The sequence below is a fragment of the Nocardia sp. alder85J genome (assembly GCF_020176955.2).
Lineage (GTDB): Bacteria > Actinomycetota > Actinomycetes > Mycobacteriales > Mycobacteriaceae > Nocardia.
On sequence record NZ_JAIUCZ020000003.1, the window covers coordinates 826,005 to 838,213 of the forward strand.

The 12,209-nt window shown below is 66.9% G+C and carries 14 protein-coding genes; 6 read left to right on the forward strand and 8 right to left on the reverse strand.

The genetic code is table 11. The annotated features are described in order from the left end of the window. Positions 1-13 precede the first annotated feature (13 nt). The 5 genes from LBW94_RS14975 to LBW94_RS14995 form a co-directional block, all read right to left on the reverse strand. Positions 14-343 (reverse strand): hypothetical protein, encoded by a 330-nt coding sequence (locus LBW94_RS14975; protein ID WP_266271086.1) that lies wholly within the window; start codon positions 341-343, stop codon positions 14-16. Positions 344-406: 63 nt separating this feature from the next. Next, complete coding sequence (locus tag LBW94_RS14980; RefSeq protein ID WP_225061592.1) at positions 407-1,024, reverse strand: DUF2637 domain-containing protein; 618 nt, start codon at positions 1,022-1,024, stop codon at positions 407-409. Between the two features lie 5 nt (positions 1,025-1,029). Next, positions 1,030-1,194 carry a hypothetical protein gene (locus tag LBW94_RS14985; protein ID WP_225061591.1) on the reverse strand — a complete coding sequence of 55 codons (165 nt, stop codon included), beginning with the start codon at positions 1,192-1,194 and terminating at the stop codon, positions 1,030-1,032. Next, positions 1,194-1,445 (reverse strand): hypothetical protein, encoded by a 252-nt coding sequence (locus LBW94_RS14990; protein WP_225061590.1) that lies wholly within the window; start codon positions 1,443-1,445, stop codon positions 1,194-1,196. Before LBW94_RS14990 ends, LBW94_RS14985 begins: the two co-directional genes overlap by 1 nt. After that, entirely contained in the window at positions 1,442-1,825 is a 384-nt protein-coding gene (locus LBW94_RS14995) for a hypothetical protein (RefSeq protein ID WP_225061589.1), read from the reverse strand. The genes LBW94_RS14990 and LBW94_RS14995 overlap by 4 nt, the downstream gene beginning before the upstream one ends. 204 nt (positions 1,826-2,029) lie before the next feature. Between LBW94_RS14995 and LBW94_RS15000 the strand changes: the two genes are divergently transcribed. Together LBW94_RS15000 and LBW94_RS15005 are read left to right on the forward strand one after the other, a co-directional pair. Beyond that, positions 2,030-2,773: a helix-turn-helix domain-containing protein gene (locus LBW94_RS15000; RefSeq protein WP_225061588.1), complete on the forward strand. Its 744-nt coding sequence runs from the start codon at positions 2,030-2,032 to the stop codon at positions 2,771-2,773. Between the two features lie 13 nt (positions 2,774-2,786). Further along, a complete protein-coding gene (locus LBW94_RS15005) occupies positions 2,787-3,257 on the forward strand; it encodes an NUDIX hydrolase (protein WP_225061587.1) in 471 nt (156 codons plus the stop codon). Here LBW94_RS15005 and LBW94_RS15010 read toward each other — a convergent pair. Beyond that, on the reverse strand, positions 3,245-3,784 hold the full coding sequence (locus LBW94_RS15010; protein WP_225061586.1) for an HD domain-containing protein: 540 nt from the start codon (positions 3,782-3,784) through the stop codon (positions 3,245-3,247). The two genes, LBW94_RS15005 and LBW94_RS15010, sit on opposite strands and share 13 nt — an antisense overlap. A 1,170-nt stretch (positions 3,785-4,954) precedes the next feature. Between LBW94_RS15010 and istA the strand changes: the two genes are divergently transcribed. Both istA and LBW94_RS15020 read left to right on the forward strand, forming a co-directional pair. Continuing rightward, positions 4,955-6,505, forward strand: a complete 1,551-nt coding sequence (gene istA, locus LBW94_RS15015; protein WP_225062762.1) for an IS21 family transposase — start codon at positions 4,955-4,957, stop codon at positions 6,503-6,505. Further along, the gene (locus tag LBW94_RS15020; protein ID WP_225062761.1) at positions 6,502-7,326 is read left to right on the forward strand and encodes an ATP-binding protein; all 825 of its coding nucleotides are present in this window, start codon (positions 6,502-6,504) and stop codon (positions 7,324-7,326) included. Before istA ends, LBW94_RS15020 begins: the two co-directional genes overlap by 4 nt. A gap of 1,185 nt (positions 7,327-8,511) precedes the next feature. On the opposite strand, the gene LBW94_RS15025 is transcribed toward LBW94_RS15020, so the two are convergent. After that, positions 8,512-9,408, reverse strand: coding sequence for an RNA polymerase sigma-70 factor (locus LBW94_RS15025; protein ID WP_225062255.1), 897 nt, complete (start codon positions 9,406-9,408; stop codon positions 8,512-8,514). Between the two features lie 201 nt (positions 9,409-9,609). On the opposite strand from LBW94_RS15025, the gene LBW94_RS15030 reads away from it, so the two are divergent. Together LBW94_RS15030 and LBW94_RS15035 are read left to right on the forward strand one after the other, a co-directional pair. Beyond that, entirely contained in the window at positions 9,610-10,194 is a 585-nt protein-coding gene (locus LBW94_RS15030; RefSeq protein ID WP_225062254.1) for an NADPH-dependent FMN reductase, read from the forward strand. Then, positions 10,191-10,901, forward strand: a complete 711-nt coding sequence (locus LBW94_RS15035) for an NAD(P)-dependent oxidoreductase (protein ID WP_225062253.1) — start codon at positions 10,191-10,193, stop codon at positions 10,899-10,901. Before LBW94_RS15030 ends, LBW94_RS15035 begins: the two co-directional genes overlap by 4 nt. Before the next feature lie 124 nt (positions 10,902-11,025). On the opposite strand, the gene LBW94_RS15040 is transcribed toward LBW94_RS15035, so the two are convergent. Beyond that, entirely contained in the window at positions 11,026-12,207 is a 1,182-nt protein-coding gene (locus tag LBW94_RS15040) for an acyl-CoA dehydrogenase family protein (protein WP_225062252.1), read from the reverse strand. Positions 12,208-12,209: the final 2 nt, after the last annotated feature.

The window sequence follows — 12,209 nt, forward strand, 5'->3', positions numbered from 1 at the left end:
TCCACCTCGGGGATCACTGGACACCCCCGGTGGTGGGGCGGGACAGGTCGCAGAACAGTGGGCAGCCGTGGGCATCCGCGGGCGGTAACGGCGGCTCATTACAGAACATCCAGCACGCCGGACCGGCGATCGAATCCGGGACCGGGGACACCGGCACCGCCGAAGGCGTGGACGAGGCGGTCGGTGCCTCGAGGGAAGCAGAGACCGGCGACGAGTGAGCGGGGGCCGAGTGGTGGGACACCAGAGCCAGGCCGACGCCGGCGGAGATCACCACCACCCCGACACCGGTGACGATGCCCGGCAGGACACCGGGACCCGAACGTGGACGCGCAGAAACAGACATCACCCCTCCTCAGGGCGGAAACGAGTTGGAAGACTTGAAGATTCAGAGCCGGATGACCCCAGGTCACGCACCGGTAACCGGGACCGCCAACGGCAACATCGGCTGCACCACCGCCGCCGGACGACGACGCACCGGAGCAGCAGCAACAGGGGCAGCGATCACCTCAGGCACCGCAGCCGGAACCGGCTCGGGAACCGTGATCGGTTCAGCAGCCGGAATAGGTTCCGGCACAATCTCATTCACAGGCTCAGATGCCGGTTCGGTGACTGGTTCCCGGGCCCGGACCGGAGTACGGAGCAGCAGCGCCAACCCATGCGTGTCGACCAGCAGACCGACCGGAGCGATAGCCGCGACCACCGCACACGCCCACCCCGGCAACTCGTGACCGTTGGCGATCGCATGGAGGCTGTTACCGGCCACCGACACAATCGCCCCGACCACCAAGACACCGGTGAACCAGCGGCGTTCCGTCGACTTCGCCAGCACCAGCACCGCCGCAGTCGCTTGCACGATCGTGCCGTCGATGATCAACGGCAGCAACCAGGCATCCGAGGACGGGACGTGAGCGAGTTTCGCCAGGTCACGCAAGGTCGAGAAGGACAGGCGGAATGCGGCAGCACCGACACCCACAATCACCAGGACCGCGAACACCCGCGCCCACCGCATCGCCTTCTCGTTCATGACAATCACTCCCCCGAGTGCCGGGAGCCCGAAGGCCACAGCGCCGCGGACAGCTCCGGCTGGAACCATGCATACGACGCGTACAGGCCCACGCTGGTGTTCTCACCGGCCCGGATCTCCACGATCGCCGCCGACACCCTGCGGTTCAGATCCTCATCCACCGGCGACATCACGCCACCGCCTTCTCCGCGGCCAGGCGCTCCGCGGCATCGTGCAGCATGACCACGCACTGCACCGCCTCGGCCAGCGCCCGCGCCTCATCGACGCGCATCGCGAGATACGAGTCCGTACCGGCCAGGTTGATGTGCAGGAAAGCCGGCTGACGACCGCCGTCCTCCGTCACATAACCCGGGTGGTACTCGACCTCGACGCCCTCACCGCTGTCGCTGGCGAACGTGCTGATGAAAGCCATGACGATCACGCAGCCTTCTCGGCCGCAGCCCGCTTCGCACCCGAGGTATCGCCCATGATCCCGCTCGCCCGCACATTCCAGGCGATCGACTTGAACTCACCCTGCCCGGACATCTTCGGCTTCACATGCAGACCCTCCAGCACGATCGGCCGCATACCCGGCGCGATCTCATCCGCCGACGGAACCGGCTGCACATTCGCAACGAACTGAACCTCGAAACTCGCCTGTTTCGAGGACGTCGCCGACGGATCGGTCACCGTGCCCTTCCACAGACGCAGGCCCGAACCGTTTCCGTCGCTATCCAAATCCACCCGCTGCCGCTTCGGCGCGTTCCGGTCCGAATTGAACTCCGTCACCGGCTGGATCTCCCCCAGCAGGAACAGACCCATCGGGTACGCCACCTGAAACGGGACCTCGAACCACACATCCTTCAAAGCCATCTCTGATCTCCCTATATCACGGTTCGGAATTCGTGAATTCCCTTGCTGTCCTCTACTTTCCGCAGAACAGCGGGACGCCTAAACCTCATAGGTGGACTTCTAGAGACGTCTCGGATACTATTAAGACGTCCCTATTCGTCCCGAGGGGTTGAGATGGCGAACGAACGACTGCGCGAAGCACTGCTGCGGACCGGACTCGATATCGAGCACGTCGCGGCAGAGACTGGCGTCGATCAAAAGACCGTGGAACGGTGGATCACCAAGGGCCGCATGCCATACCCGCGGCATCGACACCGGATCGCTTCACTCGTCCACGAAACCGAGTCGTACCTGTGGCCGGCCGCCGTCAGCACCGAACGCCGGGCCGAAATCGCCGGGTCCGAGGTCGTGAAGGTCTACCCACATCGAAGCCTCGTCCCGACCGACCTGTGGAATCGACTGCTCAACGACACCAGCGATCGAATCGACGTGCTCGTGCTGGCCGGCCTCTTCTTCGCCGAGGAACCGTCGTTCGCGAAGACCATCAAACAGAAAGTCGCCAAAGGGGTTTCGGTCCGCATGCTCTTCGGTGATCCCAACGCGACCGAAGCCAAGAAGCGCAGCGCCGAGGAACGCCTCGCCGAAGGCACCGTCTCCGCCCGCATCCAAAATGCGCTCGCCCTGATCACGCCACTTGCCCGGATCGACGGCGTCGAACTGCGCTACCACAGCACCACGCTCTACAACTCGGTGTTCCGCTTCGACGACGAGATGATCGTGAACATGCACGTCTACGGCCTGCCCGGAGCCTACGCGCCGGTCATGCACCTCCGGAAACTCCCGGGCGGAGATCTATTCGACACCTACACAACAAGTTTCGAGCACGTTTGGGCGACCTCAGAACCCGCACCGATCTGAAAGGCGTTGTGACATGGCACGAGTCGACTACTACGAAGATCCGAACGCCCCAGTGGCCAACAGCCTCAAAGTAGCGGTCAGCGCGTTCGTCCGCGACCGCGATGGGCGGGTGCTGATGATCCGCCGGACCGACAACGACCTGTACTCCATCCCCGGCGGTGGCATGGAAGTCGGCGAGACCGTCAGCGAAGCAGTCGCCAGAGAAGTCCGCGAAGAGACCGGAATTACGGTGCAGCCCAAGGAGATCCTCGGAATATTCTCTAACCCGGGGCACGTGGTCGCCTACGACGACGGCGAAGTCCGCCAGGAATTTTCCATCTGCTTCGCCGCCGACCCTGTCGCAGGCCAGCCGCAGACCAGCTCGGAGTCCAAAGAAGTGCTGTGGGTCGAGCCAGCCGACCTCCCGACGCTGAACATCCACCCGTCGATCATGGCTCGCATACGGTCCGGCCTGGAGAAGAACCCCGAACCCTACTTCACCTGATCGTGAAGGCGAACCTCGGTCCGGCCCACCGCAGCCTGTAGTTCGTCTTTGGCCTCACGAAGCGACTGCGACACCACGTCACCGTCCCCATAGCGCGCGAACACCTCGGCGAGCCGAGCACCCAGTGTCGTTTCCATGCCGTCCGGCGTCGTCGTCATGTCCGCCCACCACAACGCATCCCGCAATGCCGTCCGCTCATCCGGCCAGTCGACCACCAAACCGCGGCGCCTAGCCTCCACGCACGCACAAGAGTGATGAGCCACCAGCGCACTTACCCGCTCCGGCATCCCCAGCTTCGCGCAATAGTCGGCGCCGTCAACCGGGTGGAATCCAGTTCTGACCAGATCCGGCGAGTAACCGACGTCGTGCAACCAGGCCGCCGCGACCAGGACCGCGCCGTCGTCCACCACCCCGACCGCGGACATCGCTCGAGCTGCCACGCCTTGCACATGCCGCCACCGGCGCGGCAGCCCGATCAGCTGTTCACGTGCGACGCTCGACGCCCAATCGACCAGTTCCGTCCCCATGTCTCCACCGTATCGGGCGACCAGCCGTACCGACGTCGTCCGATCGCGTGACCAGCTCGCAGCAGACATTGCCGAATTTCGCTCTATGGGTTCAAGGGCGGCAGCGGCCCTACGGGCCGCCACCGCCACGCACGACGCGCGCGCAGCTCCCAAAAAGCGGTCGCCGCGGCGCGTCGGCGCGTCGGTGGCCGCCCTTCACGCCGCTACCGCCAGTTCCCGCCGACTCACCTTGCAATAACCGAGGCAGTGCCGGGCACGCGGCGAGCCGTACCCGACTCGGCCTCCCGCAGTCGATCCCGCGGTGCCTATCCCCGTCCCGGTCGACCGGCCGTGGTCGCCAGCAACACCGACTCCCACCCCGGCAGAACCGGACAGCCGCTATTCAGTACGGCCCCAACGCCTCTCAAGCCGGAAGTGCTCTTTACCGAAAAATGGCTGTACGGGCCGATGCCTAGCGCCATAGCCTTGTCCCGTGCCCAAGATGCAGATTGCCGAACGGTGCCAAGCGTGTGGTGAACAGCTGTGGCAGAACTACCGGATCCGCAAGAACCCGAGTTTCGGACCGCGCAGTCAAGAACGCTTTTACGACGGTTCACCTCGATGCGAATCGCCCGAGTGCCGTCCTGCGAAATGATCCCCGCTGGTCGGCGGTGCCCCGAACACCGACGACCAGCCTCACAATTCGTTCTCGGCTACCCCTCGGGGCCGGGCCGGCGGGTAAACAGCGCCAAGACTGCCACCAGCACGGTCACCGAGTCGGGCCAGCCAACAAGCAGGCCGGCAGTACCTCCAAGGCTGACCGCCAAGGCAAGTGCCACCAAGGGGTGGACACCCGGCCTCGGCCGCTTCGGGCCTGAATCAGAATCTCCAGTACCGAGCTTTCGCGATAGGCTCACGTGGCCCGTTCTCCTCTCATCCGTTGGATCAATGGGCTCAGCGGCCTCCGCCTGCTCGAATCAGGCGGTGGGCCGCGCTTGTCCTCCGACAAAGAATCTGTCGGGTATGTCGGCTGCCAGGTGGAAGGGACCACCTGGGAGCTGGTTTAGCCAGGAGCATGGGACCACCTGTTAGCCAGTGATGGGACCGCCTGACCGGCAGGTTTTGCCAAGTTATGGGACCACTCCGGTGTGGTAGCTGGGGGTTCCGGTCGCTCGGCCGCTGTATTGGCGGATGAGCTACCGGGAGGTGTCGGTGATCGAGATCAGGGAGATGCTGCGGCTGTGGCTGCAGGGCCGCGGGCTACGGGAGGTAGCGCGGCTGTCGGCGGTCGATCGGAAGACCGCGCGGCGATACATCGAGATGGCCCAGTCGTGCGGGATGGACCGTGACGGCGGCGTCGAGCAACTGACCGACGACCTGCTGGCCACGGTGGTCACCGGGGTCCGCCGGGCCCGCCCGAACGGCAGAAGCGATGCCTGGGAGGCCGTTGCCGGCCAGTCCGAGCAGATCAAGGCGTGGATGGAGCAGGGCCTGACCCTGACCAAGATCCACGTCCTGCTGGGCCGGCACGGGGTGGTGGTGTCGTATCGGACGTTACATCGCTACGCCACAACCGAATTGGGGTTCGGGAAGAAACGCGCGACGGTCCGGGTGGCGGACTGCGAGCCCGGGGCCGAGGTTCAGGTCGACTTCGGCCGCCTCGGGCTGCTCACCGACGCCGAAGGCAAGGGCAGGGTGGTGAAGGGCCTGATCTTCACCGCGGTGTATTCGCGGCACGTGTTCGTCTATCCGACGTTCCGGGAGACGTTGAACGATGTGATCGCCGGGTTCGAAGCGGCGTGGGTGTTCTTCGACGGCGTGTTCGCGGTGGTGATCCCGGACAACATGAAAGCGATTGTCGATCAGGCGGATTCGACTGATCCGAAGTTGAACGACTCGTTCCGCGAATATGCCGAGTCCCGCGGTTTCGTCGTGGATCCGGCGCGGGTCCGTTCCCCGCAGGACAAGCCCCGGATCGAACGCTGCGTTCCTTACGTTCGCTCGAATTTCTTTGCCGGAGAACAGTTCCGGGATCTCGCGGACTGCCGGGATCGGGCGCAGCGGTGGTGCCGGGACACGGCGGGAATGCGGATCCACGGCACGACCCGCCTGCGGCCGGGTGAGGTGTTCGCAGCCGACGAGCATCCGTTGCTGAAACCGTTGCCCGACACCGTGTTCGACATCCCGTCTTGGGTGAACCCGAAGGTCGCACCCGACCGGCACGTCCAGGTCGCCAAGGCCCTCTACAGCGTCCCCGGTGATCTGATCGGGCAGCGCTTGACCGCGCGGGTCGATGCGGCGACGGTGAAGCTCTACTTCCGCGGCGCCCTGATCAAGGTCCACGCCCGCGTCGAGGCCGGGCGGCGGCAGACCGATCCGGCGGACCTGCCCAGCGAGTTGACCGCCTACGCGATGCGGGACCTGAACGCGTTGGGCCGCACAGCGTTCGATCACGGCCCGCATGTCGGCGCCTACGCCGCGGCCGTGCTCGAGCATCCGCTGCCCTGGACGAAGATGCGGCAGGTCTACCGGCTGCTCGGCCTGGTCAACCGGCACGGCGAGCACGCGGTCAACGACGCCTGCCGACGCGCGCTGGACGCCGAAGTCGTCGATGTCGGCCTGATCGACCGCATGCTGACCCGTGGCAGCGCCGCGGGCGGGCAGCTGACGTTGCTGCCGCCGCCGGCACCGTCACGGTTCGTTCGCTCGACCACTGATTTCTCGGTCCGGAGGCCCTCATGACCAGCAGCAGCACACGCCGTCCCGCCGCGGCACCGGCGGCCAAGCCGGTCGAGATCACACCCGAGCTGAAGTCGTTGATGCGCCGGCTCAAGCTTGGTCAGCTGCTGGATACGCTGCCGGAGCGGCTGGCGCTGGCGCGGTCGAATCGGTTGCCGCACCACGATTTCCTGGAGATGCTGTTCGCCGACGAGGTCGCCCGCCGGGACCGGGAGTCGCAGCAGCGCCGCGCGAAGACCGCGCACCTGGACCCGCAGATGCAACTGCAGGCTTGGGACGACACGACCGCGGTCAGCTTCGACCGGGAACTCTGGGCGGAGCTGTGTTCGCTGCGGTTCCTCGCCGACGCCTACAACGTCCTGATCATGGGACCGGTCGGAGTCGGAAAGACGTTCCTGGCCAACGCATTAGGCCACGTCGCCGTCCGCCGCAACCACACGGTTCACACCGAGCGCGCCGACAAACTGTTCAAACGGCTGCGCGGTTCACGCTTGGACGGCTCCTACGAGGACGAGATGCGCAAACTCCACCGCGTCGACCTGCTCATCATCGATGACCTGGCCCTGCACCGCCTGGAGGCGCCCGAGACCAACGACTTCTACGAGCTGATCGTCGAACGGCACCGCAAAGCATCGACGGTGATCACCAGCAACCGGGAACCACCGGAAATCCTCACCATGATGGCCGACCCGCTGCTCGCGCAGTCTGCAATGGACCGCTTGCAGTCCGCAGCCTACGAGCTCGTCGTCGAAGGCGAGTCCTACCGGCAGCGGCAGAAGCCCCACCGGGGCCGCGCGGCCGGCCCAGCCGACGGCTCGGATTGACCGGCAGCCCGGTCATCGGTCACCATCACCACACGGCCCGCGACCGGGCACACCCCGGTCCCATGCTCATGGCTAACCAGTGGTCCCTTCACCCTGGCAGGCGACAAGGTAGCCGGAGCTTATCGACTACGACCGACGCCAACCCGGGCCACGAAAAGACCGCCGTGACCTTGGGAAACTGGCTCGATGTGGACGAGCACCATGAGTCCAACAGAAATCACCAGGAACGACAAACTGGGTTGTGCGTCAACCTGTGGATAAAGAACTGCACAGGATCGCATGAGCTGTTAGGTGATTGTGGATGATTCTGTGGATAAGTTTGGGGTAGCGCCGCTTCGGGCAGCTCACGGCGGATTCTCGTAAGGAAACCCATGTGGGTAATTTTCCGTACGGCGTGTCGCCGCTCGTGACATCCGGGCGTGTCGGGGGCAGTCTCATGAGCACCCCCACCCTTCCTCATGGCCGAATGGTCTCGCTCCGGCCGAACGAGTCAAGGACCACCTCCGGTGTCCGCTGCGCGGTGCTGCGCATCCTTGACACGCCCGACCTCCACTGAGGGCGGCACGTATAAGGAAGGCCGGGGAAGAGCAGTCGGGCGGATAGACAACCTATCCGCGAATTTCGTTGTACCACAACAATTTCAGTGAAACAGGCAGATCAGGCGCTTGATTCCTCGCCCCATAGCCACGACCGAGCGTAGGCAGCAGGAAAGCAGCGACAGGCTTGCTACACGCGATCCCGCGATGACATTGAACGACCCGGAAGTGCAGCTCAACGGCACTGTCGAACTACCGCAAGCACACCGGAGCAGCGTTCGGGACGAAGAGGTCGCAGGTTCAAATCCTGTCACCCCGACTCGTGTGTGGAGACACGAAGACGGCCCTGACCTTTTACGAGGTCAGGGCCGTCGATCGTTTCCGGGCCGGTTCATGACGGCCGATCGGTCGGTGTCGTTCCTTCGGCCGATACCGGTCCGGTCGACGGCCGCATACCGTTGCGGCAAGTCGGCGTCGAGGTGCGCTCGACGAGGTATTCCCGGCAACCCGATCAAGGAGATTCCCGATGGCGTGCACGTGTCAATGTGCGTGGTGCAAGGAAGCCCGCACGAACCAGTACTCGAACCACCGGTGCCAGCAGATTCCCAAGTGTCCCCAGACGAAGGCCAGGTAGTCGGTCCGGGAGCGCTCAGCGGCTCATGGTGGTTTCGTGGGCTATACGGGAGAGTTTTTCCGGGTTGCGGACGAAGTAGACGCCGGTGATGCGGCCCTCGTCCAGGCGGGTGGCGACGATGCCGTCGATCTCGCCGTCGAGGCGGAGCAGGAGGGCGGGGTGGCCGTTGACCTGGGCCGGTTCGGTGGTGACCACGGCGCCCATCCAGCTGGTGCCGCCGGAGAGGAGGGCGGCGACGGCGGTGCGGCCCAGGACGGGGTGCAGGAAGGCTTGTTTGATGCCGCCGCCGTCGCTGAGGAAGACCACGTCGGGGGCCAAGAGGTCCAGGAGGCGTTGCAGGTCGCCGGTTTCCACCGCGCGCTGGAAGGCGGCCAGGGTGGCGCGGGTTTCGGCGGGTGAGACGGGGCCGCGGGGGCGGCGGGCGGCCACGTGGGTGCGGGCGCGGTGGGCGATCTGGCGGACGGCGGCGGGGGTTTTGGCGACCGCGGTGGCGATCTCGTCGTAGCTCATGTCGAAGACCTCGCGGAGGACGAAGACCGCGCGTTCGGTGGGGGTCAGGGTCTCCAGGATCAGCAGCATCGCCATCGAGACGTGCTCGGCCAGTTCGATGTCGTCCGCGACGTCGGGGGCGGTGAGCAGGGGTTCCGGTAGCCAGGGGCCGACGTAGGATTCGCGGCGGCGGCCCAGGGTGCGCAGGCGGCCGATCGCCTGGCGGGTGGCGATGCGGACCAGGTAGGCGCGGGGGTCGCGAACCTCACCGAGGTCGACGCCCGCCCATTGCAGCCAGGTCTCCTGGAGGATGTCCTCGGCGTCGGCGGCGGAGCCGAGCATTTCGTAGGCGACGGTGAACAGCAGGTTGCGGTGGGTGACGAAGGCCGCCGTGGCGGGGTCGAGGTGTTCGGGGTCCGTCATGGGTCGCTCCTGCTGCCGGGTGTACCTGTCCTGCATACGTGGTCCGGGCGGGGGCGGATGTGACATACGGCGGTGGTGGCGCTCGTCACACCGGCGGAGTGTCACAGGGCGGACGCGGTGCGCCACTTGTGTGTGTCCGGTCGGCGGGCGGATGCACATCCGGCCGCCGGCGCATCTTCCGTGCATCTCGAGGGATCGACCATGACCACGATCGGCATCATCATCGGCAGTACCCGGCCCGGGCGGCAGGGCGAGGGGGTGGCCCGCTGGGTGCGGGAGCTCGCGACCGCGCATGCGGGCAACGCCGCGCACTTCGAACTGGTGGACCTGCTGGACCATCGGCTGCCGCTGCTCGACGAACCGGTTCCGGCGGCCCGTGCGGCCGGGACGCATCCGCACACCCGGCGCTGGGCCGAGCGGATCGGCGCCTGCGACGCGTTCGTGTTCGTCACGCCGGAGTACAACACCAGCGCGCCTGCCGCGCTGACCAACGCGATCGACTATCTGCTCCCGGAATGGGCCGGGAAACCGGTCGGCTACGTCGGATACGGCGTCTACGGTGCGGTGATGGCGATCCACACGCTGCGGGCGCAGGCGGGGGCGCTGCGGATGGCCGATATCGGGCCGCAGGTGGCGCTCACCCTGGCGGAGGATTTCGTGAACTTCGCCGAATTCCGGCCGCGGGAATTGCAGACCGCCCGGCTGCGTGAGCTGCTCGACGAACTGCTGGCCTGGGAGCAGGCGCTCGGCACCCTGCGGGTGGCGACCCAGCGGACCGCATCGTGAGCGCGCGCACGGCCGACCTCACGATATTCGGCGCGAACGGCCGGACCGGCCGACTGCTCACCGAGCTCGCGCTGGCCGCCGGGCATCGGGTCACCGCGGTCACCCGGCGGCCGGATTCCTTTCCACTGCACCATGATCGGCTCGAGGTGTACCGCGCGGACGTGCTCGATCCGGCGGCGGTCGACGCCGCCGTCGCGGGCCGGGACGCGGTGTTGTCGGCGCTCGGAGTGCCACCGGGCCGACAACCGATCACCACCTATTCGGCGGGCGTAGCCACCATCGCCGCGGCGATGACCCGGCACGAGGTGCGGCGGCTGGTGGTGATCAGCTCGGCCGGGGTGGATCCGCAGCCCTACTCCGACGGCGGGGTGCTGTTCAACCGGGTGCTGTTGCCGCTGGTGACCCGGGTGCTGGGCCGGTCCCTGTACGACGACATGCGGCGGATGGAGGCGCTGCTGGACGACGGCGAGCTGGACTGGACGATCGTGCGCCCGAGCGGGCTGTTCCAGCTGCCCTCGGTCACCGAGTACACCCTGGTCGAGGGCCATGCCGACTGCCGTTTCACCGCGCGGGTGGATCTGGCCGCGAGCATGCTGGCGCTGCTGGACGACGAGCGGTATGTGCGGCGGGTGGTCAGTGTGGTCACTACGGTCGGCAATCCTGCCCTGCTGCAATGGATTCGACAGGAGGCACTGACAGGGAGCTGAGGCCGTCGCCACCTGGGCCTGCCCAGTCGCGGCGGCAGCAGTGGCGGCAGCGGCAGCGGCAGCGGCAGCGGATCAGGTTGATGCCCAGACACTTTCGGGATGCGCCCGCTGCACCGCGCAGTCCTCAGCGAGGCGGGGTGTAGTCGGGCCGGCCCAGGCCCAGGATCTGCTGGGCGATGATGTTGCGGAAGACCTCCAGGGTGCCGCCGTAGATGCCGCACAGCGGCGCCCAGCGGAACAGGTATTCGGGCCCGCCACCGTCGTCTGCCGCCGCGGCCGCGGTGGGCAGGGCGGCGGCCGGGCCGAGGATATCCATCAACTCGGGGGCGATGTCGCGCATGGTCTGCGCGATCGCGACCCGGCCGAACACGCCGGGGGCGGACAACGCGGCCTCCATCCGGGCGACGCTGCGGCCCAGCCGACAGGCCACCGCGTCGTCGTCCAGGCGACGGCGGCCGTCGGGTCCGGGCCGGGCCACGGTGGCGGCCACGTCGTCGACGACCGTCGCCATGTACGCGCCGTGGTGGGCCATGATGGAGATGTCCTGGAGGCCGTCCGGCGCGGTCCTGCGGACGCCGTGTTCCTCGTTCAACGGTCCCTGGAGGACGGCCCAGCCGCCGTTCACCTCGCCGAGGCGGTAGCGGTCCGGCACCCGGACGTCGGTGTAGTGGACGATGTTGGTGCGGTCGCCGTCGACGGTGTGGATGCCGTGGATCTCGATGCCCGGTGAGCTCAGCGGCACCAGGAACATGGTGAGGTTGCGGTGCCGCGGCCCGTCGGGGTCGGTGTTCGTGATCAGGAAGACGTATCGGCAGTTGTGCGCACCGGTGGTGAACATCTTGGCGCCGTTGATCACCCAGTCGTCACCGTCGCGGACGGCGCGGGTCCGGCAGGTGGCCACGTCCGATCCGCCGTCGGGTTCGGTGTACCCCAGGCACAGGCGGATGCGGCCGTCGTACACGCCGGGCAGCACCTCCTCGCGCAGTTCGGGGCTGCCGTGGCGGCGCACCGCGGGCACCACGATGGCGGTGGTGCTCCAGGTCACCCACGGCACGCGGTAGCGCCGTTTCTCCAACTCCCACAACCGGGTTCGCACTCGGTCGAAGCCGCCGCCGGCCTCCGGCCGCAGTTCCCCGGCCAGCCAGCCGCCGGCGCCCATCGCCAGATGCACTGCCTCGTCGAAGTTGTCGCCGGTCGCACGATCGCGGCGGCGCACCTCGTCGGTGACATGGGTGTCGAGGAAGGCCCGCGCCCGGTCCCGGAAGTCCGCGTCCGCGCCGGACAGCTCGACTCGCGCGAAATCCATGG

Excerpts from the sequence above, each read along its gene's own strand:
- LBW94_RS14975 (WP_266271086.1), bottom strand. The coding sequence starts at position 343 with ATGTCTGTTTCTGCGCGTCCACGTTCGGGTCCCGGTGTCCTGCCGGGC.
- LBW94_RS14980 (WP_225061592.1), bottom strand. The coding sequence starts at position 1,024 with ATGAACGAGAAGGCGATGCGGTGGGCGCGGGTGTTCGCGGTCCTGGTG.
- LBW94_RS14985 (WP_225061591.1), bottom strand. The coding sequence starts at position 1,194 with ATGTCGCCGGTGGATGAGGATCTGAACCGCAGGGTGTCGGCGGCGATC.
- LBW94_RS14995 (WP_225061589.1), bottom strand. The coding sequence starts at position 1,825 with ATGGGTCTGTTCCTGCTGGGGGAGATCCAGCCGGTGACGGAGTTCAAT.
- LBW94_RS15000 (WP_225061588.1), top strand. The coding sequence starts at position 2,030 with ATGGCGAACGAACGACTGCGCGAAGCACTGCTGCGGACCGGACTCGAT.
- LBW94_RS15005 (WP_225061587.1), top strand. The coding sequence starts at position 2,787 with ATGGCACGAGTCGACTACTACGAAGATCCGAACGCCCCAGTGGCCAAC.
- LBW94_RS15010 (WP_225061586.1), bottom strand. The coding sequence starts at position 3,784 with ATGGGGACGGAACTGGTCGATTGGGCGTCGAGCGTCGCACGTGAACAG.
- istA (WP_225062762.1), top strand. The coding sequence starts at position 4,955 with ATGAGCTACCGGGAGGTGTCGGTGATCGAGATCAGGGAGATGCTGCGG.
- LBW94_RS15020 (WP_225062761.1), top strand. The coding sequence starts at position 6,502 with ATGACCAGCAGCAGCACACGCCGTCCCGCCGCGGCACCGGCGGCCAAG.
- LBW94_RS15025 (WP_225062255.1), bottom strand. The coding sequence starts at position 9,408 with ATGACGGACCCCGAACACCTCGACCCCGCCACGGCGGCCTTCGTCACC.
- LBW94_RS15030 (WP_225062254.1), top strand. The coding sequence starts at position 9,610 with ATGACCACGATCGGCATCATCATCGGCAGTACCCGGCCCGGGCGGCAG.
- LBW94_RS15040 (WP_225062252.1), bottom strand. The coding sequence starts at position 12,207 with ATGGATTTCGCGCGAGTCGAGCTGTCCGGCGCGGACGCGGACTTCCGG.